The following is a 26,746-nucleotide window of genomic DNA, read 5'->3' as shown; positions in this document are numbered from 1 at the left end:
TGAAAAGGGAGGTAAAATTGTGAGTACCTTAGCACAGAAAAAAGGTTTTGGAGCGGTTTTATGGGACTACTTAACAACAGTTGACCATAAAAAAATCGCAATCCTTTATCTTATAGCTGGCGGATTTTTCTTCTTGCTTGGCGGATTGGAAGCCATGTTCATCCGTATCCAGCTTGCAGTACCAAACAATGATTTTGTAAGTGCAGGATTGTATAATGAAATTTTAACCATGCACGGTACAACGATGATCTTCTTGGCGGCTATGCCACTAATTTTCGCTTTTATGAATGCGGTTATGCCACTGCAGATCGGAGCGCGTGACGTTGCGTTCCCATTCTTGAATTCTTTAGGGTTCTGGCTATTTTTCTTTGGTGGAGTTTTCTTAAATCTATCATGGTTCTTAGGCGGAGCTCCTGATGCCGGCTGGACTTCATATGCTTCATTATCAATTGCATCTGAAGGTCATGGCATCGACTTCTACGCACTTGGATTGCAGATTTCCGGTGCAGGTACGTTAATCGGGGGTATCAACTTCCTTGTTACCATCATTAACATGCGTGCTCCTGGTATGACATATATGCGTATGCCAATGTTCACTTGGGCTACTTTTGTTACATCTGCATTGATTTTGTTTGCATTCCCTGCATTAACAGTAGGATTATTCCTGTTAATTTTCGACCGTATGTTTGGATCTAACTTCTTTGATCCGGCAATGGGCGGTAATACAATTATCTGGGAGCATTTCTTCTGGATTTTTGGTCACCCTGAAGTTTACATTTTGATATTGCCGGCTTTCGGTATTTTTTCCGAGATATTTGCGATTTTCTCAAGAAAGCGCCTTTTCGGATACTCTTCCATGGTATTCGCAACGGTTCTTATTGGATTCTTAGGATTCATGGTTTGGGCTCACCATATGTTTACAACTGGCATGGGTCCGATTGCTAACGCGATTTTTGCTGTTGCAACAATGGCAATTGCAGTACCAACCGGTATAAAGATCTTTAACTGGCTATTCACAATGTGGGGCGGAAGCATTACATTCACAACACCAATGCTTTGGGCTATTGCCTTTATTCCTTCATTCGTAGCCGGCGGTGTTACTGGTGTTATGCTTGCATCAGCTGCTCAGGATTATCAGTACCATGACAGCTACTTTGTAGTTGCTCACTTCCACTATGTAATTGTCGGCGGTGTTGTCTTTGCATTATTTGCAGGTGCACACCTATACTGGCCAAAAATGTTCGGAACAATGCTAAACGAGTTCCTTGGAAAAATTACATTCGTATTATTCTTTATTGGATTCCATTTAACATTCTTTATCCAGCATTTTCTCGGTCTTTGGGGAATGCCGCGCCGAATTTTCACTTTCCTTCCTGGACAGGGATTTGAGACGGCGAACATGGTAAGTACTGTTGGTGCTTTCTTCATGGCAGCTGCAGTAATCATTATGTTGATTAATATTGTTATTACAAGTGTCAAAAATGAAAAAGTCGGCAATGATCCTTGGGGAGATGGCCGCACTTTAGAGTGGGCAATACCATCACCGCCTCCATTCTACAACTTCAAGCAGCTTCCGCTGGTTCGCGGTCTTGATGCATATTGGCTTGAAAAGATGGAAGGCAAAAAAGGCATGTCACCTGCTGAACCGCTTGGAGACATCCATATGCCTAATAACTCTTTCATTCCATTTGTGATTTCTTTAGGGCTATTTGTTGCTGCATTTGGTGCAATGTACCGTGCGGAGCACAGCTGGGGTATTCCGGTTATAATCGTTGGTATGCTTATTACTTTAGGTTCAATGTTTGTTCGTTCTGTTAAGGATGACCATGGATACCACATTCATAAAGAAGATTTGGAAGATAATAATGATAAGGGGGTTAAGGCATAATGGCTGCTGAACAAAAAATGACTTACGAAACATGGCCGGCGTCGCCTGAAAAACAAACCCTCGAAGCCAAGAACAAATTCTTAGGTTTCTGGTTTTTCCTTGGGGGAGAGACGGTTCTATTCGCATCCCTCTTCGCAACATATCTTGCTTTAAAAGACAAAGTGCCTAGCAGTGATATGGCCCTTGCAAAAGATTTGTTTGAAATTCCATTGGCATTCATTATGACAATGCTGCTATTAACAAGTTCTTTAACAAGCGTTTACGCAATGTACCATATGAAGAATTTCAACTTCAAAAAAATGCAGCTATGGCTTGGAATTACTGTTTTGCTTGGTCTTGGATTCCTTGGTTTGGAAATTTACGAGTTCAATCACTACGTACATGAATTCCATCATAGCTTCACTAGCAGTGCTTTTGGTTCAGCCTTCTATACATTAGTCGGCTTCCATGGTGCTCACGTGGCTTTCGGTTTATTATGGATCACGACTTTAATGATCCGAAACAGCAAAAGAGGACTGAGCCTTTACAATGCTCCTAAGTTCTATGTTGCCAGCCTATACTGGCATTTCATTGACGTTGTTTGGGTATTCATCTTCACAGTAGTATATTTAATGGGAATGGTGGGATAAACTGATGGCAAATCAACAACCAAACTCAGGTAACCCAAGAGTAGACATTGAATATAGACGCAAAAAAAGTGCAGAAGAGATGAAACATCAAGTTATCACGTTTGCACTTATGATCTTCCTGACAATTGTTGCTTTCGTAGCGGCAGGTTATGAAGGATTCTCTGGATGGTTTGTTGTACCTTTCATCCTGATTCTTGCGCTCGTGCAAGTAGTTTTCCAATTATATTATTTCATGCATATGAGCCATAAAGGTCATGAAGCACCATCTTTGTTTTTATATTCCGGAGCGTTAGTCGGGTTTATTACAATTATTGCTTTCTTGACAGTTATTTGGTGGTAATTATAAGAGAAAATCGGCTAAAGGCCGATTTTCTTTTTATGTGATGCCTGCTATAGCTTTAGCTGATCAGCTCTCCGGTTATTGAGAATGCAGGCAGAAAAGAGTATAATAATACTTGTCAATATCGAAGGCAGATTAAGCATGGCAGGATGCGTTTATGGCAGTTTGAGCAATATTGAATGAGGTGAAAGCATGTCTTTAGAAATATTCGGTTTTCGTGCACTTTGGAGTCCATATTTCTTTTTATTTGTACTATTGATGCTTGCTGGTTACTATATGCTAACAATAAAGTACCGCGGAAAGTTTAAAAATAGCGAGCCGTTAACTAGAAGGCAGGGAGTGTATTTCACAGTCGCAATGATCGTGTTATATGCCATTAAGGGCTCCCCGGTAGATCTGATGGGCCATTTAATGTTTTATGCTCATATGATTCAGATGGCAATACTGTATTTAGTTGTTCCTCCCCTTGTAGTTATGGGAATCCCTCAGTGGGTTTGGAGAGCAGTGATTAATCACAAAGCTATTCAACCGGTATTCCGTCTTTTTACAAAGCCATTAGTAGCAATAATCCTGTTTAATGGAGTATTTTCCATGTACCACATACCAGATGTTTTTGATGTGGTAAAAACGGATATGATGCTCCATACTGTGTATACATCTGCTCTGTTCCTGCTTGCAATCTTTATGTGGTGGCCAACGATTAACGAGCTTCCTGAAATGGAGTCCCTTGATGGCCTGAAAAAGGTAGGGTATGTTTTTGCCAATGGTGTATTATTAACACCAGCATGTGCACTGATCATATTTGCAGATACTCCAATGTACAACTCATATTCTGATCCGAATGCCTGGGCGCAGGCACTTGAGTTGTGTGTCCCTTCTGCGACACTGGCAAGCCTGAACCTCAGCGGACCGGAAATGTTTAATTCAATGTCACTTTTACACGACCAGCAGCTTGGCGGGGTAATTATGAAGATCATCCAGGAAATTGTCTATGGCATCATCCTTGCGCAAATCTTCTATGCATGGTACAAAAAAGAACAGGAAATTACGCCTTCTGAAGAAGAAACAATGCTAAATCCGCATTTAATAAAATAAATGGAAACTCCAGTCAAAGGCTGGAGTTTTTTTATAAAAAAATAACTGATTTTGAATTTTTCCTAACCATGCAATGAAATCTATCACTTACTAGTTGATAAAAATTGAACATTTAAGGAACTTTTATTAAAAGGCCTTACAGTTTGTTGAAAAAAACAGTGCACTCTACTAAAATTAACTATGTAATAATCAAAAGCATACTACTGAATTTCAAACCGATATTGGAGAGAGGAAGAATTTATGGAATACTCATTGCCTATACTGCCTACCATCAGCACGACTTTTATTGTACTCAGTGCCATAACTGTTGCGATTGGGTGGGTCCAAATTAGCAAAAAGAAGCTTGAAGCTCATAAAAAAACAATGACTTTGGCTGCTGTGTTTGCTGTTATTTTCTTTATCATATATGCCAGCAGAACAGTCTTTATAGGAAATACTGCTTTTGGGGGCCCTGATGATATAAAAATTTATTATACAATTTTCTTGATTTTCCATATTACGCTTGCAACTGTAGGAGCAGTATTAGGAATAATCTCTTTATATACAGGCTATAAAAATAAATTGGCTGCACATAGAAAATTAGGCCCGGTTACTAGTGTGATCTGGTTTTTTACTGGCATAACAGGTGTTGCAGTCTATCTGCTGCTGTATGTTTTCTATCACGGTGGAGAAACAACCTCTGTCATTAAGGCGATTTTGGGTACTTAATCGGTTAAAAATACCGCTATCTATTTAGCGGTATTTTTTATGCTCATAATAATGTCCATTCCATATTTTAAAAGGACTTATTAAGTTTATGGCGAATATTTATGATGATATTTATTTGGGAGTGAATTTAGTGTCGGTAAGAAAATTATCAGAGAATGAATATATAGAGGCCATGAGGCTTTCCATGTATGCTTTTCAGTACAATGTGCCTGAAGCTGACATCCCAGCCCGGATGGAACGATTAAAAGGCCATTCCATTTTTGGTATCTGGGAAGAGGAGAGTCTGGCTGCAAAGCTTCACATCATCCCTCTTAAAGTTCATATTAATGGATTTGAATGGGACATGGGAGGTGTTGCAGGTGTGGCAACATATCCTGAATTCAGGAGAAAAGGGTATGTAAGCAGACTGATAAAGCGCGCTTTGGCCGAGATGAACAAAAAGGGTCAGCTATTTTCATTTTTGCATCCTTTTAATATTTCTTTCTATCGGAAATACGGATGGGAGATATTCACGGAATATAAGAAAACACTTATTAACAAAATAGATTTAGAAATGGCAGGAAAATCTTCAGGGACCATAAAGCGATTTACCAAGAGCCAGCACACAAAAACCATCGAAAAGATTTATAAAGAGTATATGCTGCCGTATTCAGGCGGGCTTGTAAGAGACTCATATTGGTGGGAGAACTTTGTGTATTCTGACTACCAGATTGCTGTGTATTTTGACGAAGCAGGTGAAGGACAGGGCTATATATTATTTAAGGTAAAAGACAATAAAATGGATGTCGAAGAATTTGCAGCTTTAAATCAGGAAGCCAGAGTGAATTTATGGAATTTTATCTGTCAGCATGATTCGATGGTCGAGGAAGTAAAGATCATTACATCAGTACACGATCCATTTCCTTATTACCTGAATCAGCCTAATTTAAAAATGGAGGTTTTCCCCTACTTTATGGGGAGAATCGTCAATGCTGAAAAGTGTCTCGGCCAATATTCATTCATTGAAAATAGTGAAAATGTCTTTCTGCATATTGAGGATCACCATGCACCATGGAATAATGGAAGCTACTTAATTGCTGACGATGGTGTCAGGGTGTTTAAAGAGAAAGAAGGAAGCCAATGCACAAACCCTCCAGCACGAGGTCTGCATATGTCTATCAATGCCCTTTCAGCGATTATAATTGGCTATAAGAGGCCGATGGAGTTATATGAGTTAGGCGAAATTAAAGGACCAAGAAATGATGCTGAGATACTAGAAAGAAAAATTCCTATTCAACAATCCTTTTTCTATGACTTTTTTTAAGAAAACTCAGTTGAGTTGTATAAAGGAAAGAAAAAGCGTCCTAGCTGACGCTTTTTTACTTATTCATTAAGTTTATATCTTGAAATTCATCTTAATAAGTCCAGCTTCTTTTGCGGAATTAAAGGCAATGACCAGTAATGGGCCAATGATGAAGCCCAGTATTCCAATGAGTTTCAGGCCAAGATACATGGCTATTAGCGTAGCAAGCGGAGATAGCCCTATATGGGTGCCCATTATCTTAGGCCAACTGTCCTGCGGATAATTAAGAGGACGGCTGCAAGAATTGCCAATTGTGTCCCCATAGCTAAATCTCCTGTCAGCAGATGAAACAATGCCCATGGGCCAAGAATGACAATGGAGCCAATAATAGGGATAAAGTCAATAATCCAAATGATTATAGACATGATATTTACGTAAGCGACAAGGTCATTCTTCGTTTTATTCAAGAAGGCTTGAATTTGGTTGCTTATTTCATCAACAAGGTCTTTAGGAAGGTCTTTTGCGGCATTGGAAAAGTCCGTTTCTGCTCTGAGCCATGCTTTTGTAATTTCATTAATGTACATAGGAGCATTTTCAACAAGTTTAATGGCTTCAGTAATCACTTTTGTCGTAATAAAGTAGCCTGATAAGCCAATGAAGAGGACAAATCCCAGAAAAGTAATCAGTACGGATACTCTTCGGCTTATTTTTATTTTATTTTGCAGCAGTTTCACTGCTGGCTCCAGGATTAATGCTCTAATAAATGCAACAATCAGCGGAACAGAAACAGGCAAAATGAAATAAAAAAGGACAGTTATAAGAATTACAGCAATCAATATTAATAAAAACGTTTTGTAAATATCGCAGACAAAATAAGTCCCCTTTCCTCACTTTGTTAACCATCAAAAGACCGTAACATTTTGATTATAGTATGCATTAAATATTATAAAAACTAAAAAATAATTGGTTTAAAGCTGAGAGATTATTGCCCGGTATTTAATAAATCGTACAGAAAGAAGTGAAAGAAAGATGTATAATGATCATCTTGACTTCGAGACGATTCAGGCAGCCAGTGATATAATCTCCGCAATCGTAGAATCCAGCCTGCAGGAAAGAGAAAGCGTCATTCCTCTTAATCATGAAAGATTCACATTCTTTAAGAAAATAAAAGACCCGATCTCCATATCTTTTAGGAATACTGAAGTATATGTGAAGATTAAGCTTAACTTAATAAAGGGAAAAAATATTTTGGAGGAAACTCTTCAGATTCAGAAAGAAATCAAAGATGAAATTGTTCATTTAACCGGACTGGAAGTTAAAAGAGTTGATCTCTCAATTCAAAAAATTATACCTGCCGGAAACAGTCTTCCGGAACACTGATTGCTGAATATTGAAGCTCATACAGCTAAAGTAAAAAGACGCATGATGTTCATGCGTCTTTTCCATGCAGAAAATACATTCATTAATCATAATGAAAATGCAAAAATTACTCAGCGAATTGGTCAATCTCTGCTTTGATCTCACTTAGAATTTTCTCGCATTGACTTACTAATGATTTAGGGAAGCTTTCACCTTCACCGTATTCTATCCCATGCGGATAATAATGCTTGCCAAGCAGGGGAGTCATAAGCTGGATAGTTGCTTTATGTGCTCCTACATCACCTTCAGCAGCATATCCAAACACACGAAGGTAAAAAACGCCCTCTTTTAATTCGAATTTACGGTCATATGTAACTCTTTCATAATCCCATTGCCCTTCACGGACCAGACCGTGTGAAAGCATTACTTCATCTAAGCGGGTTAAGTCTGCTTTTTTATTTTCCAGACTTGTGTTTTCAAATTTCATAATTGTCCCTCCTGAAAACAATCCATGGTTCAGATGAACGATCCATGCATAATTTTAACAAGTTTATCTCAAATTTAATAATAGTAGAAAAAAGCGTAACTTGCAACGGATTCATGCAAGAAAACATCCATCTCTCAAAGAACGTTAGTTGAAATGGCATAATTTAAGGACTGGCTGCCTTATCAAAAGCAAATTGAAACTCGGAGCTGCCAAACTGTGAAAGGGGAAGCGTCAATTGCAGAAATTCAAAACCATCATTATCTTCTTTTTTCTTATATTTTTAACAGCAGATCCTGCGGGCGCTGCAACAGATTACAGGGTTGAGCAAAAGGACACTCTTTGGGAAATTGCGTTAAGATTCCAGCAGGATCTACAAGCTATTATTAATAGCAACCCCCAAATAGAAAACCCTGATTTAATTTTTCCTGGTGAAATTATTATCATTCCTGGCCATGGAAGGAAAATTGCCATTCCCAAAATGGATGTGAATGAAAATGAGCTTATGGAGCTCGCCAACCAAAAACGAAAAGAATTAAGGCTTAAACCTTTGTCTGTAGATTTGCATCTGAATGGTGCAGCCAGGAAAAAGTCTTTTGACATGATGAAATTAGAATATGTTTCACATAATTCTCCTACATATGGAAATCCTACAGAAATGTTAAGGAATCAGCAGATTTCTTTTCTGACCGTAAAGGAGAATATTGGGGCGGGCTATAAAACAGCTGATGAAATGTTTGCTGCCTGGATGAATTCCTCAGTCCACCGGGAAAATATTCTAAGCAAAAAGGCAACACATATTGGTGCTGGATATATTCAAGGGGGCTTGCACGGTCACTATTGGACCATATTCATCGTAGAGAAAAATGAAGGAGGATAAAAATGGAAAAGATTCGTGATATTATGACAGGCGATGTTGAAAGCTGTTCTCTATTGGACAATGTGTATGAAGTGGCAGTTAAGATGAAAGAATTAAACGTAGGGGCTATTCCGATTGTGGATAATGAAAAGCTAGTAGGAATGATTACTGACCGGGATATCGTTCTTCGCTGTGTGGCAGAAAAACACCCTGCTTCATCCAAAGTAGAAGATATTATGAGCAGCCATTTAGTAACCGTTACCAGGGATACAGAGGCTCGGGAAGCTGCACGCTTGATGGCTGAACATCAAATTCGCAGGCTTCCTGTTGTAGAAGGTAACAAGCTTGTTGGAATAGTATCACTCGGTGACTTTGCCGTCCGTCATTTAACAGATGACCAGGCTGGAGAAGCGCTTACTGATATTTCAAAACACGAAAGTGAAGCACAGCATTAAGAGGACACCATTAGGGTGTTCTCTTTTATTTTAAGTAAAACATTATATACAAGACGTTGTGAAAAGAATAGATAAACAATACACCTAATGGTATGATTAATAGTATATACTGCGAGAATTTAATTCAAATTCCATCAGTGAGGACACCCTGCATGTTATACTTTTAAATACATTAAATACAATGAATGAGAGAAGGGAGGGACGGTTCTCTGCGGGCACTTTTTCGAATATTAGTTTTGATTTCCATTTTTCTGGCAGCTGGCTTTTACATTGATATTGAGCGTAATGAGAAAGGGGAAATACTTGTCAATCAGGAAAATACACAGCCTGGTGCAGTTAAGGATATAAATAACAATGACAAAAGTTTATCTTCCAATACAGGGTTCCCTGAAAAAGGCTTGGCATCGCTTATGGGAAAATCCGCCGAGGGGCTTAAAGAAAGTTTAGGAGCACCGTCCAGAATAGATCCTTCTTTTTATGGCTACGATTGGTGGATTTATAATATAAGCAGCACTGAGTATATTCAGGCTGGGGTAAGCAAAAATAAAGTGGTTAGTTTGTTTGCGACAGGTGAAGATGCAGACATTTATCCTTTCAAAATAGGGCAGCCTATTGGTGAATTATATGCATCCGTCTTTTTTGAAACAGATTTCAACCTTAAAATAAAAGATAGCTCATACCGTTTCGAATTGTCTGAAGATGACCTCAATACAAGGCCCTTGGTTATGGTTGGAGAGTATTACGCACAGCTGAATATAGATAGATTTACAGGGACGCTCTCCAGTGTGAGGGTAATGGATGCAGCCACCTTAATTAAGCTTCGCCCGTATGAAATGGTTTACCGTGGTGAATTGTTGGAGCCTCCCTTGCCTTCTCCTGCCTTCGAGGAAGATGTAGAGAGAGCGAAAGAAAAGCAAATTCTTGACCTTACAAATGTTATAAGGGTCAGACATCATTTACAGCCGTTGATATGGGATGATATGACTGCAGCTGCAGCTTTTGGCCATAGTAAAGATATGTATGAAAGCAATGACTTTTCGCATACTTCTAAAACTTATGGCGATTTGGCGGACCGGCTTGAAGCTGGAGGAGTCTCATTCGAGGCTGCAGGGGAAAACATAGCTGCAAATTATACGGATGCCCCCGCTGTCGTTGAAGGATGGCTTAACAGCAAAGGCCATAGGGATAGTCTGCTGAACGAAGAATATACACATCTTGGAGTTGGAGTTTATAAAAAGCATTATACGCAAAATTTCATAAAAAAAGCTGATGTAGAAAGCTAAAATTGAAAAAGAGCCTAAGAATGGTCTTACCCCTGTCAAGTAGACAACCTTAAAAAAGACTAAGCAGCCAGTGTGAGTCGGTATTCAACCGGAGCACACTGGTTTAGTTTTTTCTGGAATCTTTTATAGTTATAGAGATACATGTATTCTTCAAGTATTTGAATTAATTCTTTTTCTGTTTTAAACTGTGATCGATATAGCTTCTCTGTCTTTAGATGAGAGAAGAAAGACTCAATACAGGCATTATCGAGGCAGTTTCCTTTGCGAGAATGGCTGCCTTGAATGCCTATTTTCTTTAACTTTTTGTGGTATTGATTAGACGTGTATTGGAAGCCTTGATCTGAATGCAGGATCGCACCATACACGTTTCTTTTTTGTGTTAATAGATCGATTGTATTAAGGACCAATTCTAAGTCATTTCTCTTTGAAATATTCCAGGCTAAAACCTCATTGTTATAAAGATCGAGTATAACGGAAAGGTAATAAAATGAATCTCCAACTTGAATATACGTAATGTCTGTTACGTATTTCTCATCTGGTTTTAGAGCCTTAAAGTTACGGTTTAATAAGTTTGAGTAAATAACGGAAGGCTTCCTTCCGAAGAAGTTTCGCTTCTTCCTAATTTCAGCTCGAATATTCATATCAGTCATTAATCGATATACCTTCTTATGATTAATATGAAATCCTTCGTCTTTAAGAGCTATTTTCATACGAGGGTAACCATAAAAAGGGTATGTATGATGAATAGCCATAATATGTGATTTTATTAGATATTCTTTGGTCTGCCTGTCCTCCCTAAGGGAGGTCGTTTTAAGCCACTTATAATAACCTGATCTTGAGACTTGCGCAATCTCAGCTAACCAAGCGATAGGGTAAATACCACTTAGTTCGTTTATGATTTCGAATCGTTCTGCTTTTGGGATGATCCCTCCTCGTGTAGATTTGGATACCGCTTTTTTAGGTATTCAACCTGAGCTTTATAATAATCCCTTTCCTCTTGGATACTTTTAAAGTTCGTTCTGGGGCGCCCTTTAAGTGGATTACTGTCTGTGTTACCGCCTGCACGTCCCCTTAAATCTTCAAAGGACTCTCCCTGATTAAATTTCATAACCCATTTCTTTAATTGGGTTGGACTTCGAAGACCTAGCTCTTCCGATACTGTTCGGTAACTTTTGTTTCCTTCTTTGTATAGTTTTACTGCTCTTATTTTAAAATCCTCTGTATATTTTTGATACGTTCTTCCTGTTTTCCCCATGAAAAATCCCCTCCAAGTTAAGTGTATCACCATTTTTTATGATGGTCTTTTTACACTGTCTACTTAGAGGGGATAATATCAGAATGAGGCTCTTTTTTAGTTTTAGCATTTTGAATACGGCCAATCTGAAAGAAGTCATCCTTCCAATTTCCATATAGGTGAACGAAATCGCCAATTTTTACAGAAGGGATTCTGGTATTCTTCATTAAAGGGGTGATTTTTTTTATATTGGAATGCTTGCTGCTCTTTGTTTGGAGGGTCAGTTCAAGAACATGAACATAGCGGCTGTAACTATAGCGCTGCCTGTTCTCGCTGATTTGGACGACTTCGCCCGATATTATTGCCTCTTCAGGAACATTTTTTAAGCTTGCCCACTTCTCATAACCCTCACGCATTTCCTTTTTTGTCAGCCAAAAAAAATAAAGGCAAATTATTGGTATAACGATAGCGGTGACCATCTTCCCACCTGCTTTTAATTTTTAACGTTTTTCTTTTCGATGATAAAAAAGCTGCCTGTTGCCTGTGCAATTTTTCTTCCATCAGAACGGCGTACATCTGCAGTTAATACCATGCTTTTTGTGCCCTTATGATCAATCGTCGCTCTGCATGTCACGTATTCCCCTTTACCAACTGCAAGATAATGAATGTTTAACTGTGTGGTAACAGCCCCAAAGCCTTCGGGAAGCAGTGAAGCTGCAAGTGTTCCCATGGCAGAGTCAATAATGGTTGCGGTTATTCCCCCATGGAGAATGCCGAGCGGATTATTGACTATCTGACTTAAAGGAACAGTCAGAATGCATTCATCCTCAGTTATTTGCCGTTCCATATGAAGAAGTCCGCCGATATAGGAGCCGTTTTGACCTGTCTGTCTTTTATGAAAACCTAATAGCAGGGATTCTAAAGCGTTTAATTCTTCCTCAGTTGCATTCTTAGTGCACTGATCTAATAATTCCATAAGATCTCTATTCATTATAATTCACCTTTCGATAACTTTCTGCTTCATATATTATCATTAATGGCAGAATTTTTGAATTTTTAATGACTCAGCAGATCAGACATTTCATTCACCTTTTCCATTCCTATTCATATGGTATTATAGGCATTTGCATCAGAACGAGGTGATATGGCATGACCAAAACGAAACTTCATCCCTCCGTCGATAAGTTTAAAGAGTTTGTTAAACAGAATCCGCGAATCATCAAGGAAGTCAGGGCTGGAAATAAAACGTGGCAGGAATTATATGAGGATTGGTATTTGCTTGGGGAAGAAGATTCAAGGTGGGATTCCTATAGAGAAAACAAAGATGAAGCACAAAAGCCAGAGGAGAAAAAAAGTGACTGGATGGGCAGTATTATGGATACTCTTAAGCAAATGGATGCGAATCAAATGCAGGGGTACATCAGTAATCTCAGCCAGGCGCTTTCAGCAGTGCAGGGTGTTATTTCCCAATTCCAAGGCGGCGGCCAGAAACCATCAGGAGGCTCAAAGCCAAGTATGACTAAACCAAGCAGCCCATTTACATTTAATAAGGATTAAGGGGTTAAACAGATGAGAAAAGATATTGTCGAGTATCTTGAACAAAAAAAGGAACTAAAGCAATTTATACGTGAGCAGCCTCATTGGTATAGAACACTGAGCAGAAATCCAAATGAAATTCAATCTCTTGAAGTGGCCGCGCTGCATTATTACAAAAAAACGATTCCCCACCAAGTTGAAAAGTTTACTAATGGAGTGCAAATGGCTTCCATGATGATGAGCATGTTTCAGGCTATGAATTCTCAATCCAGTTAGGAAGCTTTCTCGTACCCGAGAGAGCTTTTTATTTGTTCTGTCAAGCACCTGACTTGTGTCAGTGGTGGGCAAGGCGCTGTCACTTTAATAATTACAGAGTAAAAATAAGCTGCTGGGCAAACACTATCTTTATCAGATGGTTACGGATGACATCATTAAGGAGTGTAAAATAATGAAAAGGCAAAAATGCATTTTCTTATTGCTGGTTATTTTTGTACTTGCAGCATGCCAGAAAGATATACCAGAACCAGAAACAAAAATGGAAGCCAGTCCGGTAAAAGAAGTTGAAGCAGCATCTCTAATGGCTCCTTCAGGCGTGGAAAGCGCAGCCAAAGATCCTTTTTTTGTCAGGCACCAGGTGAAAGGAAGAGACATTTTCGTTGAATGCATTGTGCAGGATGTTTCCTTTAGGAAACAAAGCAGCAAAGAAAAGGGCAAAATTCTGCTGTATGTAAACGGAAAGAAGAAAGATGAAATCCATTCAGCTGCTTTTATAGTCAAAGGACTTCCATCAGGCAAGCATCGAATTGGACTGGAGCTCATAAAAGGCAACAGTGATGAAGCATCTTCAAAAAGAGAGTTTATTGTGGTGATCCCATAGTTTACTTGCTTTAGCTTTAAACCGTTTCATGATAAAATAAGAAACGGAGGTGAGCTGTTTTGCTTGCTACATTAGAAAGAATGGCTATTTTGGACAAAGCTGACGAACTTGCAGCGATGATTACTGAATCTGAGGAAGCGGAACATTACCGCAAAAGTTTATATAAATTAAAGAACAGCCGTGAAACACAAAGGAAGATACAGGACTTTGTCAAAATGAAAGAACTGTATGAAGAAGTTCAGCGATTTGGCAAATATCATCCTGAATACAAAAGAGTGATGATGTCCATAAGGGAGCTAAAGCGCGACATGGATATGGATGCCCATGTGGCAGAATTCAGAAGAGCCGAAACTGGCCTGCAAAACCTGCTGGATGAGGTAAGCATGCTGATAGGGCGTTCTGTTTCTGAACATATTAAAGTTCCTGCCGGCAATCCCTTCTTTGAATCAAGCTGCGGAGGAGGCTGCGGTTCTGGGGGCAGCTGTGGGTGTTCTGCTTAAAAAAACCAGCATATGCTGGTTTTTGTTTTGGGATTAGTACACAGTTTGAACCTTCCCATTGAAAACTGTCATTTTTCTATGCTAGACTAAATAAAACAAACGATCGCTGAAGGGGAAAACTATATGCTTGGTCAAAGGCAAGGAATAATTGTATGGCTTTATTCATTAAAACAGGCGAAAATGTTAAGAAGATTTGGAAATGTGCATTATGTTTCAAAACGGCTGAAATATGTAGTGCTATATTGTGATCTTGCCGATACGGAAACAATTATGGAGAAGATAAACTCCTACTCTTTTGTTAAAAAAGTGGAGCCATCCTATAAGCCGTTCCTTAAAACGGAATTTGAAAATTCCAAACCGGACAAGGCTAAAGAATATGATTATAAAATGGGAATCTAAAAAGGCGTGAGCATAAGCTCATGCCTTTTTGTGAAATCTTTTATTGCAGCGGAGCAATATAGTGATTAAGCCTTAAAATCCCAATCAAATACTGAAAATATAATTCCTTTTCATTAAAAATAACAGAAGGCTTTACTGTCAGCTGAATAATTTCCTTATTCAAGTCTTCCGCAGCATCCGCGAATAATTCATATCGTTTATTTGGTGCTGCCTTTGGATTCGGTATCCCTTCCCGGCAAATATATAAGGGCTGAAATCCGCCAGGGTCTGTCGGCTTCAGTATGACTGCCAGGGAGGCCACTTCTTTTTTATCAATGCTCGTATGGAAAGCAGCCATGTGGGACAATCGATGCTTATTTGCCCGGGCGATTTCAATTAATTCATAAATATCAGAGTATCCTTCACCAATTTCTATAAAACGCTGTATCAAAATTAGAACCCCCTTAAAACTCTTAGCATTCACTTCTTAAAAATAAAATGCCTTTTGTCCATCCATACTTTATCATTTTCAGCATAAAAATAGAAGTAGCACCTAAAAAGCAGAGGGGAGAGTGAATGAATGCTTTACCTTTTTCTTTCGATGACATTTCTTCTATGGGCAGCATACTTAGTAAAGTCGGATATTTCTGCAATTGAAAAAAGGCATATTCATCATATGAATGGTTTTGTTGTGGTCTCCATCATCGCAGCACTCAGTGCAAAAGGGATGCTGGCAGCAGCTAATAATATGGATGTCTTTTCCCTGAACCTTGGCGAACTTGAAGAATTTATATCGTCACAAGGTGTATCATTTAGTGATTGGGCATTTACCTGCATGAGTATTGGTGATGTGAGCGGTATTTCAGATCATGGTATGGACTTTGATTTTGCATAAAATGAACTGAGGAATGTGGCGAGAAATTTTATGATCCTTGCACCTGCGTTTCCTGAAAAACTCTTCCGGGCATATAAGATGAAATTTCATACAATTTATACAAAATAAATGTGACGGATGACCTTCCCTTTGGTATTGTTAGGTTAAAAGAAAATTGATTAAGAGGGCATAGCAATGTGGAAGGCATCCTTACTTATTTTTTTTATTTTGTCTGGAATCATTTCAGGCATGCTGTTTTGGCAGTGGCAGGCTTATTCTGAGCATGCGATTGCCTTGGAGAGTTCCGGGGCTATTACACAGGAAATCATAGTTGAAACACGTCAAAAAGAACTTAAAATCACCCAAAAGATACACGGACTCATGGAACAAGAAGAATATAGGCTTGTTATCCCCAACACTCTATTTAAATGGAAATGCAAGAATGGAGCCGGAGAAGCCTGTGATTCAGCAGACGAAAATCCTTTTACCTTTTTTTCTTCTGATGATCAGATGATATTTGAGTATACTGTACCGATAAATGAAAGAAATAAAGCATTATTGTTAACTGATTGGTTTGTGAAATTTCCCGGCCAAAAGGCTGAAGGCTTGTCCATAACTATTTCGGATTCTTTCAAAAGAGAGGGTTCGTGGGCTGCGGGAATCCGGCTAAAAGCCCGAAAGAAATTAGATCATATCAATTATTATTATTTCGAGGGCAAAGGGAATGTTCCAACTCTTTACTGGCAGCAAAAACCGCTGTTGAAGAAAGATATTAACAACGCAGAGGTATACTCAGAAGAAATCCAGGCAGCCAGCTTCAATTTCAAGAAACTAAATGAGATTGGAGATTTGCCATTCTTGACGATTATCTTTACTGATCAATACCCTGAATATAAAGATGAAAATATCCTTATTACCTCTCCTCGCACTAAGATTGCACAGCTGGAAAAAAATCTTATTACTATACTGTTTCAAAGAAAGTTTTCAGAGGACTCTCAAACCTGGGTAATCGATGTTTTCACAGCAGGCTTATTAGATATGAAACCCAGTTCTTCGAAAGGAAGCGCGGTCCTGCAGGAACTGCAGGGCGAGTTAACCGAAGATGAGCTGAAAGCCTTTCTTATGCAAGTAATAAAGGTGAATTCTCTGAATGCAGAAAAGCTGGACAAGCTCTTAAGTGATGTGAAAGGTCTTAACACACATTTTTTCACGATGAATACCAAAAGCGATGCTCCATTTGTTCCTCTGTATTTCCAGAAAGAAAAAAAGCTATTGGTGTCTGGTGCTGAGAAAGCAAGCATTGATTTAATCTATAGGGATGGAAAGAGGCTTCTTCCATTTGCAGCTACGATGAAGGCATTAGGATTTGAAGTTAAGATCCTATCCAGTGAGGAAACGATGCTTTTGTCAAAAGGGAATAACAGTTATCGGTTTTACTTAAATAAAAATGTTTTCATTTATAATGAAGAAGACTATGGACTGCTTGAAAATCCATTAACCAATCAAAACGGAACCGTATTTATGGAAATCCAATGGTTTAAATCACTCTTCGGAGTGACTGCTGAAGAAGGAGAAAGAGAGATTCAGCTGAAAGCTGAACCGGACTAAATCAAAATAAAAAGCCCTGCAGATAACTGCAGGGTCCTTCTATATCCTTTTCAGGATAGAAGGCAAAGGGAGAGGAGAAACCGGAGGAAGAACTTATGGGGAAACGTAAGTCTTCTCCGCGGTTGGCAACAACATCCTCGAATAGATGCTGTTAATTACATTATTTCCACAATCCTTATGGATATACACTTCATACTATATTTTTTTCCAGCTGATGATTCCGCTTACAATTTGCCGGGTGGCTACCAATTGTAAGATATGGTAGGATAGGATAGAAAAAAGCAGTTTTCCCATCTGAACAGGCAGGAAAATTAAAATTTTGCAGGTTAGCGGTGATAGTATGCGAGTGGTATCAGGAACAAGAAAAGGGAAGATATTGAAAGCTGTTCCGGGCAGTTCAACCCGTCCGACGACTGATAAAGTAAAAGAAGCTATCTTTAATATAATTGGGCCGTATTTTGACGGGGGCCTTGGCCTTGATCTATTTGCGGGCAGCGGCGGTCTTGGCATCGAAGCCCTCAGCAGAGGAGCAGACAAGGTCATTTTTGTCGATAGGGACGGAAAGGCCATCCAAACCATCCATGAAAATATTCGGACATGCGGTTTTGAAGAAAAGGTGGAAGTGTATCGAAATGATGCGGATCGTGCCATTAAGGCAATATTAAAAAGAGATCTGGTTTTCGATTATATATTTCTTGATCCGCCTTACCGCAAGCAGCAGCTTCTTAAGCTTCTGAAGGTAATTGATGAGAATGATTTGCTTTCGGGTCAGGGAACGATTCTGTGCGAACATGGTTCTGATGTAGAACTCCCTGATACATTCGGAAGACTGGTTCAGCGGAAACATGAAAATTACGGGATAATATCTATCTCTATCTACAGCTGGGCAGAATAATACATACTTAGAATGCTTATGGAAAACGATACATAATAAGAACATGACAGGGGGATATCAATGGGCGGCATTGCGGTTTGTCCAGGCAGCTTCGATCCAATAACTTATGGCCATCTGGATATTATTAAGAGAGCGGCAAAGGTATTTGAACAGGTTTATGTAGTTGTGTTGAATAACTCTTCAAAAAAACCTCTTTTTACTGTTGAAGAAAGAATTCAGCTGATAGAAGAAGTTACAAGGGATCTTAAAAATGTTAAAGTTGATTCGTTTCAGGGGCTGCTGATGGATTATGCAAAATCTGTTAATGCGAATGCTGTCATCCGAGGCTTGCGGGCTGTTTCTGATTTTGAATATGAAATGCAGATAACATCCATGAACAGAGTCTTAAATGATGAAGTGGAAACATTTTTTATCATGACTAATAATCAGTATTCGTTCTTAAGTTCAAGCATTGTGAAAGAAGTGGCAAAATATAATGGGGACATATCAGAACTGGTTCCTGACACTGTAGAAAAAGCTCTTAAGAACAAGTTTCAATAATCAATCAGCGAGTGTCTTTTCCTTCTGATTGTCCTGCGATAATATAAAACGGGTGCCTGATATAGGTACCCGTTTTTGTGTGCGCCCGGCATGGGTGCAGTCTATAGGGTGCAAGTCCCGAGCCATGAAGGCAGTAGTAGTGGTTAGCTTAACGCAAGGGTGTCCGCGGTGACGCGGAATCTGAAGGAAGCGAGCGGCAAACCTCCGGTCTGAGGAACACGAACTTCATATAAGGCTAGGTACCATTGGATGAGTTTGCACATCAAAACGAAATCCTTACTGCCGAAGGTGGTACAGAGTAAATGGAGCAGATAGATGGAGGGAAAGACTGTACTCTTACCCGGGGAGGTCTGATTGAAACGCCAAGTACACTTGGTAACCTATCTAATGATAGATAGCTGAACAATCAGAAGTCAGCAGAGGTCATAGTACCTTACCAACTCGAGACGGTAAGGGAAGGACTGAACAATTAGGAAGAACGAGAAACTAGGCATACAATTCCTGTGTAGAAGCAGACAATCCGAAAGGACTTACTTGAAGGAGGAAGTGGTGAATCCACAGGGGACTTCATGAGGGTGGAGCAGGAATAACATAATTAGATTTCTACGTTCACGTCGAAAGGAAATATCACATGTTAATGGATCTGATTCTGTCACGGGAAAACTTAATAGAAGCACTTAAACGTGTGGAGAAGAACAAAGGGAGTCACGGCATAGATGGAATGTCCGTAAAATCCCTACGAAGACATCTTTATGAGAACTGGGACACCCTTTGTGACTCTTTAAGGAAAGGTACCTATCAACCTAACCCAGTCCGTCGAGTCGAAATCCCGAAATCGAACGGTGGAGTAAGGTTACTAGGAATACCTACCGTGACAGACCGGTTCATCCAACAGGCCATCGCCCAAGTTCTAACCCCGCTTTTTGACCCAACCTTCTCAGAACATAGTTATGGATTTAGACCAAAAAGAAGAGCTCACGACGCTGTTCGTAAAGCAAGGGAATTTATAAGTGAAGGTTATAGATGGGTGATTGACATGGACTTGGAGAAATTCTTTGACAAAGTGAATCATGATAAATTGATGGGGATAATGGCAAGTAAAATCCAAGACCGATTGGTCTTGAAATTGATACGGAAATATCTCCAAGCAGGAATCATGATAAATGGTGTAGTCCATGATGCAGAAGAAGGGACACCACAAGGAGGTCCTCTGAGCCCTCTTCTTTCGAATATCCTTCTGGATAAGCTCGATAAAGAGCTAGAAAAGAGAGGTCACAAGTTTGTCCGCTACGCCGATGATTGTAATATTTACATGAAATCGAAGAAAGCTGGAGAACGAGTGATGAACTCGATTACATGCTTCATTGAGCAGAAATTAAAGCTTAAAGTAAATAGAGAAAAATCAGCGGTTGATCGCCCGTGGAAACGAAAGTTCCTTGGCTTTAGCTTTACGTTTAATAAGATACCGAAGGTTCGAATAGCAAATGAAAGTATCAAAAAGCTTAAAACTAAAATAAGGGAGTTAACCTCCCGTTCTAAACCAATTCCTATGGAAGTTAGAATCGAGAAACTAAATCAATATCTAACGGGATGGTGTGGATATTTTGCATTGGCTGATACACCAAGTAAATTTAAAGAATTCGATGAGTGGATTAGAAGAAGACTTCGTATGATTGAATGGAAACAATGGAAGAAACCGAGGACAAGAGTAAGAAAACTCAAAGGTCTAGGTGTCACTGACCAAAAGGCATACGAATGGGGAAACTCCAGAAAGAAATATTGGAGAATAGCCTCTAGTCCAATCCTACACAAAACCCTCGATAACTCCTACTGGAGTAATCGAGGGCTTAAAAGTCTATATCAAAGATATGAATTTCTACGTCAAACTTAATTGAACCGCCGTATACCGAACGGTACGTACGGTGGTGTGAGAGGTCGGGGGTTAGTCACCCCCTCCTACTCGATTACTTCTTATCCAAACGCCTGGCGAGCATAAAAGTATATACCAAAAGTGCAAGTATGGTGATAAGCGGTCCTGAAGCGGCTATTTCATCTAATAATTTGCCCAAAAATGAATATTTCTCAAAAAACCCGACCGGAATGGCATTGGATGGCTGCTCCGTATTGTAAAAACGTTCATAAATTGGCTGCCAAAGGACGAATGTATAAAAGGCAGCTGCAAAGCCATGAACGATTCTTGCGAAAAAGAAAGGCTTGAAATTAATATCAGTTTGGGCCAGGATGCTTGCTACCTGGGCCTGCACGCTAAATCCGCTGAATGCTAGTATGAAGCTGACAATAATGACCTGCTGCATTAATGTTGCCTGCTGAACCTGGCTTGTCATCTGGCTGCCAAGTGTTATTTCAAATAAGCCGGAAATGAATGGGATGCTCAATTCTGCTGGCAGACTGAATATTGACAATACAGCTTCTAAGCCTTTAGCAAGAAATGCTGTGATTCCAATATGGAATAGAAGTTTGTTAATAACAGAGAATAATATGATAAATCCGCCAATCATCAAAAGTGTTTGGATGGATGACATGACTGCATCCCCAAGAAGCTTGCCTATCGGGCGATTATCTTTTATTCTTGTCCGATGTAGGGCTGATAAGGCTGCCCGTATAGATGGTTTTGACCTCTTTGCACCAGGGGGAGGCTGCCTGGTTGTTTTTCCGTAGAACCTCATTAATAAACCGACGGTAATATTGCCGAGATAATGAGCCAGGGCCAATATCACACCAAGCTTGGCGTTATTAAAAAAACCAACCGATACAGCACCGAAGATAAACAAAGGATTTGAACAATTAGTAAAAGAAACCAGGCGCTCTGCTTCTGTTTTTGAGAGCTGTCCTTCCTGCCGCAGTCTTGCGGTCAGTTTGGCACCGGCGGGATAGCCTGAAGCCATCCCCATTGCCCAAACAAACCCTCCAACTCCGGGTACTCTGAATAAAGGCCTCATCAAAGGTTCAAGGAGTACCCCTATAAATTTTACTACACCGAAGCCGATCAGCATTTCTGATACAATGAAGAAGGGCAGCAATGAGGGAAATACAATTTCCCACCACATATTTAATCCCCTGATTGATGCATCAACCGATTCCTGGGGAAAGGAAATTAATGAGATGGCCATTAAGGTTACAGAGAGTGCAAGAGTAACCGTTTTTAATTTGGAACGAAACACGGACAAGCCTCCCTCAAGTTGTACTGACTGTGCAATGATTTTAAACAATGGTAAAATGGTAAAATTAAGAAGCGTGTGAATATATATTTTCTCTGGCCTTTTTAATTTAAATGTCACTTGAATAAACGAAACAAAGGTATACAAGGATCAAATTTTAGCTGTCAAGTCTTGTCCCCATATAACTCAATATACTCATAGAACTTTAAAATAGACCATAGAATTAGGTACAGGCATATATGAATTTTCAGCTGAAGATTTTTATTCTATGCTCCTTTTGGAAATAAAAAGAATAGAATAACCTGAAGGCAAAAGTTCTAATCGGCCATTGGCATTTTGAGGGGGGAGTCTTTTGCAGCGACCGAAAATAGGTTTGGCACTTGGTTCGGGAGGAGCTCGGGGATTCGCCCACCTGGGTGCCATCAAGGTCTTGAAGGAAGCCGGCATACCGATTGATTATATTGCCGGCAGCAGCATGGGTGCAATGGTAGGCTGCTTTTATGGGGCCGGGCTAGATGTTGATCGTTTATATAAGCTTTCCAAAGCATTTAAAAGGAAGTATTATTTAGATTTCACGGTGCCTAAAATGGGTTTTGTTGCGGGTAAACGAGTAAAGGAACTGATCCGTATATTTACCCATGGAAAAAATCTTGAAGATCTCGATATTCCGGTAAATGTTGTGGCTACTGATTTAATGACTGGAGAAAAGGTTGTTTTTAAAAGCGGTCCCATTTCCGATGCTGTAAGGGCGAGCATATCCATCCCAGGCATATTTGTGCCTGAAAGATTAAATGGGCGCCTTTTAGTGGACGGAGGAGTAGTGGACAGGGTTCCTGTGTCTGTTGTTAAAGAAATGGGGGCTGATATTATCATCGCCATCGATGTATCACATGTAAAATCGAATGCGGAAATCACTTCAATCTATGACGTAATCATGCAAAGTCTGGATATCATGCAGATGGAGCTGGTTACTCACCGTGAAATTGCTTCCGATTTTATGATCAGGCCCCGGGTGGAAATGTATAGTTCCCGAGCATTTACCAATATTGAAGAAATCATCAAAATCGGCGAAGAGGAAGCAAAAAAGCATATTGACAGTATTCATCATTACATAACTAAATGGAAGGAGCATCCTGATAGATGAGAAGCAAGTTTTATACCCGTTCCTTCTTGATTCTGGCAGTTATTCTTCTGGTCAGTTCGTTTTATTATCTGCCTTATTATGTATCAAAGCCAGGTATGGCGAAAGAACTGGAGCCAATTATTGAGGTCGAAAACGGGAATGAAGAACAAGGTACATTCATGCTGACGACCGTAAGAATGGGCCGGGCTAACATATATGCATACGTAGCTGCTAAATTCAGCAAGTATCAGGAACTATATCCTGTGGAAGAAATACGTTCCGAAAATGAAACAGAAGAAGAATATAATGTACGGCAGCTGCATCTCATGGCAACTTCCAAATTGGCTGCCATTGAAACGGCTTATAAAAAAGCGGGCATACCTATTCATTATCATTATAACGGCGTATATATCCTTAATGTGCTGCCTGATATGCCTGCTCACGGAAAACTGCAGGCTGGTGACCGCATCTTTAAAGTGGATGGCAAGGAATTCAAATCCTCTGATGAATTTATCAGCACGGTCTCCAATAAGCAGGAGGGCAGTGAAATAACATTAACCTTTGAACGCCAGGATAAGATTAAGGAAACCTCGATTCCATTAAAGAAACTTAAAGAAACAGGAAAGCCGGGCGTGGGAATCACCCTGGTTGACGACAAAGAAATAGAGGTCGAACCAGCTGTGAATATTAACAGTGAAGAAATTGGCGGCCCTTCTGCAGGACTGATGTTTTCACTTGAAATTTATAATCAGCTAATAAAAGAAGATTTGACAGGAGGCTATAAAATAGCTGGCACAGGAACGATTAATTCGGACGGGACAATCGGAAGAATAGGCGGCATCGAGCAAAAAATAGTGGCCGCAGACAAAGCCGGAGCAGAAATCTTCCTTGCCCCTAATGAAAAAGGAGCAGAGGACTCCAATTACAAAGCAGCTGCTGAAACAGCCAGGGATATCAAGACCGATATGAGAATCGTTCCTGTAGATACCTTTGATGACGCAGTGGAATATTTAAGGAGCCTGGATTAAAAGGGCTTGCACCAAGCAGCGAAAAGCCAGCGGCAATCAAGAATGCCGCTGGCTTTTCATTATTATCTTCTGACAAACTTCAGCTAACTGTTTTTAAATTAAAGAGAAAGACGTTCATGATTTAATCAACCATAATAGGAGGCTGATTAAATTCCTTCTGCATTAGAGTTTTGTCCCGAGCACCATCTATACCCATTGCATATACCCGGGAAGCTTTTATATCCAAATGCAGCTGATGTGCATTATGTGAAGAAATTCTTGAAATCAGCGGCAATTTTAAGTCGGATTTATGCATGTTTAAATACTTCCTGCCGTTCTTGGTCATCCCCAAAAGACGCAGATATTTTGCTCTTAATGGTTTATTGGGCATCTCTGTTTTTTCTGTATTTGTGAGGATATGAACACAAGCCCGCTGAAGCCTTGTCCAGGTGTACCTCTTCGTTTTAATCTTTTCCATAAACTGCTGAAAACTTTCTGCCTGGAGTGCTGCTGTTAGAAATCTATGCTCCAGGCCTTCCTCCATTTCATAAATCCCCCTTAACTTTTCTGGCTGAAGATGAACCAGACGGAATTTTAAGAAAGGCCAGTATTGTTCCCATTGATGAAATCCGCCAAACTCTTTTTTATAGTGAAGTAAACCTTGATATGTAGTTTCCGGAACATATTGGCGAATGCATTCAATCTCTCCATTCCCTGAAAAAAGTGCTTTTCTGATGCTTGTCGCACTTGCTATGGAATCTGAAGTAAATTGTTCGTCATGGTATCCTGCGCTTTTTCTTGCAACTGTAAAAAGTTCCATCGATGAATATTGTCTGCGGGCTGACTTTAAATACTGAAACCCAAGAATATTATTTGGTTTTGAAAGGTCAACCAATTCACCTTCGGGATTCAGATCCAGGAAGGCCATGGAGGTTGCTTTTGGATAGCTAAAGCCCGCATCCAGATGCACTCTGACCCTTTCTTGATAGTCGGCATTATGTTCTTCCAGGAATGATAAAGTTTGGTGGAAGCTTTCCATATTGCCGGATTCGCTTCCGAAGCATAAGCTCCTGCAGCCGGCCGCTTCTAAAATGGATACAGCTCCGCTAGCAAAAATATCTGCCTGCTGAACTGCAAACTGGAATGGAAGCTCAAATACAATATCTGCACCAGCTCTTAGCGCCATTTCTGCACGCTTCCATTTGGAAAGTAATGCAGGTTCTCCCCTCTGCAGAAAGTTGCCGCTCATGACAGCAATGATGGTTTCTGCACCTGAGATTTTTTTTGCCTGCTCCAAATGAAAGGCATGGCCATTATGAAAAGGATTATATTCTACAATTACACCTGCTGCATTCATATTGACATACTCCTCGAAAAGGTTTAAAAAGATATGTAATGGAAAAAGTATTAAAAAGAAAAGCGGAAGCGCCTTGCCCACCCCCGACAAGCACAAGACGGGCCTCCCAGAAAGGCGTTCTTTGCCTTATTGGGAGGATTGGCTTGTGACCTCGAGGGGGTAGGCGCTGGAGCTAGACAGTTCACGAAGTACAAAGATACAAATTTAATTTAAGAAACAAAATCTTTAAATCCTGCAAAAACTTTTTTACTGAAGAAGCCTTCAATAGTATGATATTAGCTACATTATAGTGTAAAGAAAAAATATTGACAAATAATTATAGGAAGGCTATAATTACCTTTGTTGCCTTGGGGTGATTCGTATGAAATGGACTTTAAGTCAGTTACAAAAATATCGAAGCAAGGATTTTCCCATTGATGAAACTGTCAATGTTGATGAGGTCATGAAATTGAATCCGGAAATACGCGGTGCATCACCAATGCATGTGACGGGCCGTGCGGATATCGATTCTGCCAAAGTGACTTTTCATTTAAATATAAAGGGTCATTTAATACTGCCTTGTTCTCGTACTTTAGTTGACGTAAATTATCCAATTAATGTTGAAACAACCGAAACTTTCCTCTTAAAAGGTCTTGATTATGAGACTGCAGAGGAGGTTCACCAGGTAAAAGGAGATGTGATTGATTTAAATCCGATCCTTCATGAGATCCTTTTACTCGAAGTCCCAATGCAAGTTTTCTGCGAAGACAGCAGTGAAGAAGGAGCTCCTCAATCCGGAAAGGATTGGGAGGTCATTCAGGAGCAGGATAAACAGGATAAAGTAGATCCTCGTCTTGCCGGACTTGCTCAATTTTTTGATCAGAATGATCCTTCTTCCGATTCATAACGGAAGAAAAACAAGAAGCACTTGAAGACACCAGCTTGCACTGGCCTTCATAACTTTCTTAATGGGTGTGTCCAATTCCTATGGACATCCTCTAATACTCTTTAAGGAGGTGGGAAGAATGGCTGTACCTTTTAGAAGAACATCTAAAACTGCGAAGAGAAAACGTCGTACCCATTTTAAATTACAGGTTCCTGGTATGGTAGAATGCCCAAACTGTGGTGAAATGAAACTTGCTCACCGCGTTTGCAAAGCTTGCGGAACTTACAAAGGAAAAGAAGTAGTTAACGACTAATCCTTTAGATATAAAGCACAAGAACTTAGTTCTTGTGCTTTTGTCGTTTTTTGGCATTGATTTGGCTCATCAATAAGT

At 39.8% G+C, this 26,746-nt stretch carries 31 protein-coding genes and 1 pseudogene; 24 read left to right on the top strand and 8 right to left on the bottom strand.

The features are described 5' to 3' along the window. Positions 1-19 precede the first annotated feature (19 nt). The 6 genes from ctaD to QUF73_09045 all read left to right on the top strand — a co-directional run bounded on the left by ctaD (position 20) and on the right by QUF73_09045 (position 5,963). Positions 20-1,888, top strand: coding sequence for a cytochrome c oxidase subunit I (gene ctaD, locus QUF73_09070; GenBank protein ID MDM5226365.1), 1,869 nt, complete (start codon positions 20-22; stop codon positions 1,886-1,888). Beyond that, positions 1,888-2,517: a cytochrome (ubi)quinol oxidase subunit III gene (locus QUF73_09065; protein MDM5226364.1), complete on the top strand. Its 630-nt coding sequence runs from the start codon at positions 1,888-1,890 to the stop codon at positions 2,515-2,517. Before ctaD ends, QUF73_09065 begins: the two co-directional genes overlap by 1 nt. Before the next feature lie 4 nt (positions 2,518-2,521). Further along, entirely contained in the window at positions 2,522-2,857 is a 336-nt protein-coding gene (gene ctaF, locus QUF73_09060; protein ID MDM5226363.1) for a cytochrome c oxidase subunit IVB, read from the top strand. Between the two features lie 192 nt (positions 2,858-3,049). Further along, positions 3,050-3,952, top strand: coding sequence for a cytochrome c oxidase assembly factor CtaG (gene ctaG / locus QUF73_09055; GenBank protein MDM5226362.1), 903 nt, complete (start codon positions 3,050-3,052; stop codon positions 3,950-3,952). Positions 3,953-4,192: 240 nt separating this feature from the next. Next, positions 4,193-4,660: a DUF420 domain-containing protein gene (locus QUF73_09050; protein ID MDM5226361.1), complete on the top strand. Its 468-nt coding sequence runs from the start codon at positions 4,193-4,195 to the stop codon at positions 4,658-4,660. A 130-nt stretch (positions 4,661-4,790) separates the two neighbouring features. Next, a complete protein-coding gene (locus tag QUF73_09045; protein MDM5226360.1) occupies positions 4,791-5,963 on the top strand; it encodes a GNAT family N-acetyltransferase in 1,173 nt (390 codons plus the stop codon). Positions 5,964-6,035: 72 nt separating this feature from the next. On the opposite strand, the pseudogene QUF73_09040 reads toward QUF73_09045, so the two are convergent. Continuing rightward, positions 6,036-6,802 (bottom strand): annotated as a pseudogene (locus QUF73_09040) (AI-2E family transporter). A gap of 169 nt (positions 6,803-6,971) precedes the next feature. On the opposite strand from QUF73_09040, the gene QUF73_09035 reads away from it, so the two are divergent. Next, positions 6,972-7,322 (top strand): Asp23/Gls24 family envelope stress response protein, encoded by a 351-nt coding sequence (locus tag QUF73_09035; GenBank protein ID MDM5226359.1) that lies wholly within the window; start codon positions 6,972-6,974, stop codon positions 7,320-7,322. 106 nt (positions 7,323-7,428) lie between these two features. Here QUF73_09035 and QUF73_09030 read toward each other — a convergent pair whose 3' ends face one another. Next, complete coding sequence (locus QUF73_09030) at positions 7,429-7,788, bottom strand: YugN family protein (protein ID MDM5226358.1); 360 nt, start codon at positions 7,786-7,788, stop codon at positions 7,429-7,431. 235 nt (positions 7,789-8,023) lie between these two features. On the opposite strand from QUF73_09030, the gene QUF73_09025 reads away from it, so the two are divergent. From QUF73_09025 to QUF73_09015, 3 genes are all read left to right on the top strand, one after another. Further along, positions 8,024-8,665, top strand: coding sequence for a CAP domain-containing protein (locus QUF73_09025; GenBank protein MDM5226357.1), 642 nt, complete (start codon positions 8,024-8,026; stop codon positions 8,663-8,665). Between the two features lie 2 nt (positions 8,666-8,667). Beyond that, positions 8,668-9,099, top strand: a complete 432-nt coding sequence (locus QUF73_09020) for a CBS domain-containing protein (GenBank protein ID MDM5226356.1) — start codon at positions 8,668-8,670, stop codon at positions 9,097-9,099. A 236-nt stretch (positions 9,100-9,335) separates the two neighbouring features. Then, positions 9,336-10,382, top strand: coding sequence for a CAP domain-containing protein (locus tag QUF73_09015; protein MDM5226355.1), 1,047 nt, complete (start codon positions 9,336-9,338; stop codon positions 10,380-10,382). A gap of 59 nt (positions 10,383-10,441) precedes the next feature. Here QUF73_09015 and QUF73_09010 read toward each other — a convergent pair. The 3 genes from QUF73_09010 to QUF73_09000 all read right to left on the bottom strand — a co-directional run bounded on the left by QUF73_09010 (position 10,442) and on the right by QUF73_09000 (position 12,607). Next, positions 10,442-11,637 (bottom strand): IS3 family transposase gene (locus QUF73_09010; protein ID MDM5226354.1). Its coding sequence is split into 2 segments (ribosomal slippage): positions 10,442-11,331 and positions 11,331-11,637, totalling 1,197 coding nucleotides; the frame shifts between segments, so codons are not numbered across the junction. A gap of 59 nt (positions 11,638-11,696) precedes the next feature. Further along, positions 11,697-12,095, bottom strand: a complete 399-nt coding sequence (locus QUF73_09005) for a hypothetical protein (GenBank protein ID MDM5226353.1) — start codon at positions 12,093-12,095, stop codon at positions 11,697-11,699. A 14-nt stretch (positions 12,096-12,109) separates the two neighbouring features. Beyond that, positions 12,110-12,607 carry a PaaI family thioesterase gene (locus QUF73_09000; GenBank protein ID MDM5226352.1) on the bottom strand — a complete coding sequence of 166 codons (498 nt, stop codon included), beginning with the start codon at positions 12,605-12,607 and terminating at the stop codon, positions 12,110-12,112. A gap of 158 nt (positions 12,608-12,765) precedes the next feature. Between QUF73_09000 and QUF73_08995 the strand changes: the two genes are divergently transcribed. The 5 genes from QUF73_08995 to QUF73_08975 all read left to right on the top strand — a co-directional run bounded on the left by QUF73_08995 (position 12,766) and on the right by QUF73_08975 (position 14,928). Then, complete coding sequence (locus QUF73_08995) at positions 12,766-13,173, top strand: YlbD family protein (protein MDM5226351.1); 408 nt, start codon at positions 12,766-12,768, stop codon at positions 13,171-13,173. Positions 13,174-13,185: 12 nt separating this feature from the next. Continuing rightward, a complete protein-coding gene (locus QUF73_08990) occupies positions 13,186-13,428 on the top strand; it encodes a YlbE-like family protein (GenBank protein ID MDM5226350.1) in 243 nt (80 codons plus the stop codon). 172 nt (positions 13,429-13,600) lie between these two features. Further along, entirely contained in the window at positions 13,601-14,029 is a 429-nt protein-coding gene (locus QUF73_08985; protein MDM5226349.1) for a hypothetical protein, read from the top strand. Positions 14,030-14,088: 59 nt separating this feature from the next. After that, positions 14,089-14,529 (top strand): YlbF family regulator, encoded by a 441-nt coding sequence (locus tag QUF73_08980; protein MDM5226348.1) that lies wholly within the window; start codon positions 14,089-14,091, stop codon positions 14,527-14,529. A 123-nt stretch (positions 14,530-14,652) separates the two neighbouring features. Next, on the top strand, positions 14,653-14,928 hold the full coding sequence (locus QUF73_08975) for a YlbG family protein (protein MDM5226347.1): 276 nt from the start codon (positions 14,653-14,655) through the stop codon (positions 14,926-14,928). Positions 14,929-14,968: 40 nt separating this feature from the next. Here the strand turns inward: QUF73_08975 and QUF73_08970 are convergent, their stop codons facing one another. Continuing rightward, on the bottom strand, positions 14,969-15,358 hold the full coding sequence (locus QUF73_08970) for a methylthioribose kinase (protein MDM5226346.1): 390 nt from the start codon (positions 15,356-15,358) through the stop codon (positions 14,969-14,971). 129 nt (positions 15,359-15,487) lie between these two features. On the opposite strand from QUF73_08970, the gene QUF73_08965 reads away from it, so the two are divergent. The 5 genes from QUF73_08965 (at position 15,488) to ltrA (ending at position 20,715) form a co-directional block, all read left to right on the top strand. Continuing rightward, a complete protein-coding gene (locus QUF73_08965) occupies positions 15,488-15,802 on the top strand; it encodes a hypothetical protein (GenBank protein ID MDM5226345.1) in 315 nt (104 codons plus the stop codon). 174 nt (positions 15,803-15,976) lie between these two features. Next, a complete protein-coding gene (locus tag QUF73_08960; protein ID MDM5226344.1) occupies positions 15,977-17,389 on the top strand; it encodes a stalk domain-containing protein in 1,413 nt (470 codons plus the stop codon). Between the two features lie 340 nt (positions 17,390-17,729). Continuing rightward, the gene (gene rsmD / locus QUF73_08955) at positions 17,730-18,284 is read left to right on the top strand and encodes a 16S rRNA (guanine(966)-N(2))-methyltransferase RsmD (GenBank protein MDM5226343.1); all 555 of its coding nucleotides are present in this window, start codon (positions 17,730-17,732) and stop codon (positions 18,282-18,284) included. Between the two features lie 60 nt (positions 18,285-18,344). Continuing rightward, on the top strand, positions 18,345-18,824 hold the full coding sequence (gene coaD, locus QUF73_08950; GenBank protein ID MDM5226342.1) for a pantetheine-phosphate adenylyltransferase: 480 nt from the start codon (positions 18,345-18,347) through the stop codon (positions 18,822-18,824). 631 nt (positions 18,825-19,455) lie between these two features. After that, complete coding sequence (gene ltrA, locus QUF73_08945; protein MDM5226341.1) at positions 19,456-20,715, top strand: group II intron reverse transcriptase/maturase; 1,260 nt, start codon at positions 19,456-19,458, stop codon at positions 20,713-20,715. Positions 20,716-20,788: 73 nt separating this feature from the next. On the opposite strand, the gene ylbJ is transcribed toward ltrA, so the two are convergent. Next, positions 20,789-22,006 carry a sporulation integral membrane protein YlbJ gene (gene ylbJ, locus QUF73_08940; protein MDM5226340.1) on the bottom strand — a complete coding sequence of 406 codons (1,218 nt, stop codon included), beginning with the start codon at positions 22,004-22,006 and terminating at the stop codon, positions 20,789-20,791. Positions 22,007-22,355: 349 nt separating this feature from the next. Here ylbJ and QUF73_08935 point away from each other — a divergent pair, with 349 nt between their 5' ends. Further along, a complete protein-coding gene (locus tag QUF73_08935; protein MDM5226339.1) occupies positions 22,356-23,147 on the top strand; it encodes a patatin-like phospholipase family protein in 792 nt (263 codons plus the stop codon). Then, positions 23,144-24,154, top strand: a complete 1,011-nt coding sequence (locus QUF73_08930; GenBank protein MDM5226338.1) for a SepM family pheromone-processing serine protease — start codon at positions 23,144-23,146, stop codon at positions 24,152-24,154. Before QUF73_08935 ends, QUF73_08930 begins: the two co-directional genes overlap by 4 nt. A 121-nt stretch (positions 24,155-24,275) precedes the next feature. Here QUF73_08930 and QUF73_08925 read toward each other — a convergent pair whose 3' ends face one another. Then, a complete protein-coding gene (locus QUF73_08925; protein MDM5226337.1) occupies positions 24,276-25,490 on the bottom strand; it encodes a nucleotidyltransferase in 1,215 nt (404 codons plus the stop codon). A gap of 361 nt (positions 25,491-25,851) precedes the next feature. Between QUF73_08925 and QUF73_08920 the strand changes: the two genes are divergently transcribed. Together QUF73_08920 and rpmF are read left to right on the top strand one after the other, a co-directional pair. Continuing rightward, the gene (locus QUF73_08920; GenBank protein MDM5226336.1) at positions 25,852-26,376 is read left to right on the top strand and encodes a YceD family protein; all 525 of its coding nucleotides are present in this window, start codon (positions 25,852-25,854) and stop codon (positions 26,374-26,376) included. Positions 26,377-26,494: 118 nt separating this feature from the next. Then, the gene (gene rpmF / locus QUF73_08915) at positions 26,495-26,668 is read left to right on the top strand and encodes a 50S ribosomal protein L32 (GenBank protein MDM5226335.1); all 174 of its coding nucleotides are present in this window, start codon (positions 26,495-26,497) and stop codon (positions 26,666-26,668) included. Positions 26,669-26,746: the final 78 nt, after the last annotated feature.

Source organism: Cytobacillus sp. NJ13 (genome assembly GCA_030348385.1).
Taxonomy (GTDB): domain Bacteria; phylum Bacillota; class Bacilli; order Bacillales; family Cytobacillaceae; genus Cytobacillus.
Note: the sequence above shows the minus strand (reverse complement) of the source record. Positions and strands in the feature narration are given on the sequence as shown.

Bases quoted from the DNA above. Each gene is read 5' to 3' on its own strand.
- rsmD (MDM5226343.1), top strand. From the start codon at position 17,730: ATGCGAGTGGTATCAGGAACAAGAAAAGGGAAGATATTGAAAGCTGTT.
- QUF73_09050 (MDM5226361.1), top strand. From the start codon at position 4,193: ATGGAATACTCATTGCCTATACTGCCTACCATCAGCACGACTTTTATT.
- rpmF (MDM5226335.1), top strand. From the start codon at position 26,495: ATGGCTGTACCTTTTAGAAGAACATCTAAAACTGCGAAGAGAAAACGT.
- ltrA (MDM5226341.1), top strand. From the start codon at position 19,456: ATGTTAATGGATCTGATTCTGTCACGGGAAAACTTAATAGAAGCACTT.
- QUF73_08965 (MDM5226345.1), top strand. From the start codon at position 15,488: ATGCTTTACCTTTTTCTTTCGATGACATTTCTTCTATGGGCAGCATAC.
- QUF73_09020 (MDM5226356.1), top strand. From the start codon at position 8,668: ATGGAAAAGATTCGTGATATTATGACAGGCGATGTTGAAAGCTGTTCT.
- QUF73_09035 (MDM5226359.1), top strand. From the start codon at position 6,972: ATGTATAATGATCATCTTGACTTCGAGACGATTCAGGCAGCCAGTGAT.
- QUF73_09005 (MDM5226353.1), bottom strand. From the start codon at position 12,095: ATGGTCACCGCTATCGTTATACCAATAATTTGCCTTTATTTTTTTTGG.
- QUF73_08985 (MDM5226349.1), top strand. From the start codon at position 13,601: ATGAAAAGGCAAAAATGCATTTTCTTATTGCTGGTTATTTTTGTACTT.
- ctaF (MDM5226363.1), top strand. From the start codon at position 2,522: ATGGCAAATCAACAACCAAACTCAGGTAACCCAAGAGTAGACATTGAA.
- QUF73_09000 (MDM5226352.1), bottom strand. From the start codon at position 12,607: ATGAATAGAGATCTTATGGAATTATTAGATCAGTGCACTAAGAATGCA.
- coaD (MDM5226342.1), top strand. From the start codon at position 18,345: ATGGGCGGCATTGCGGTTTGTCCAGGCAGCTTCGATCCAATAACTTAT.
- ctaG (MDM5226362.1), top strand. From the start codon at position 3,050: ATGTCTTTAGAAATATTCGGTTTTCGTGCACTTTGGAGTCCATATTTC.
- QUF73_08920 (MDM5226336.1), top strand. From the start codon at position 25,852: ATGAAATGGACTTTAAGTCAGTTACAAAAATATCGAAGCAAGGATTTT.
- QUF73_08930 (MDM5226338.1), top strand. From the start codon at position 23,144: ATGAGAAGCAAGTTTTATACCCGTTCCTTCTTGATTCTGGCAGTTATT.
- QUF73_08975 (MDM5226347.1), top strand. From the start codon at position 14,653: ATGCTTGGTCAAAGGCAAGGAATAATTGTATGGCTTTATTCATTAAAA.
- QUF73_08995 (MDM5226351.1), top strand. From the start codon at position 12,766: ATGACCAAAACGAAACTTCATCCCTCCGTCGATAAGTTTAAAGAGTTT.
- QUF73_09030 (MDM5226358.1), bottom strand. From the start codon at position 7,788: ATGAAATTTGAAAACACAAGTCTGGAAAATAAAAAAGCAGACTTAACC.
- QUF73_08960 (MDM5226344.1), top strand. From the start codon at position 15,977: ATGTGGAAGGCATCCTTACTTATTTTTTTTATTTTGTCTGGAATCATT.
- QUF73_08990 (MDM5226350.1), top strand. From the start codon at position 13,186: ATGAGAAAAGATATTGTCGAGTATCTTGAACAAAAAAAGGAACTAAAG.
- QUF73_09065 (MDM5226364.1), top strand. From the start codon at position 1,888: ATGGCTGCTGAACAAAAAATGACTTACGAAACATGGCCGGCGTCGCCT.
- QUF73_08925 (MDM5226337.1), bottom strand. From the start codon at position 25,490: ATGAATGCAGCAGGTGTAATTGTAGAATATAATCCTTTTCATAATGGC.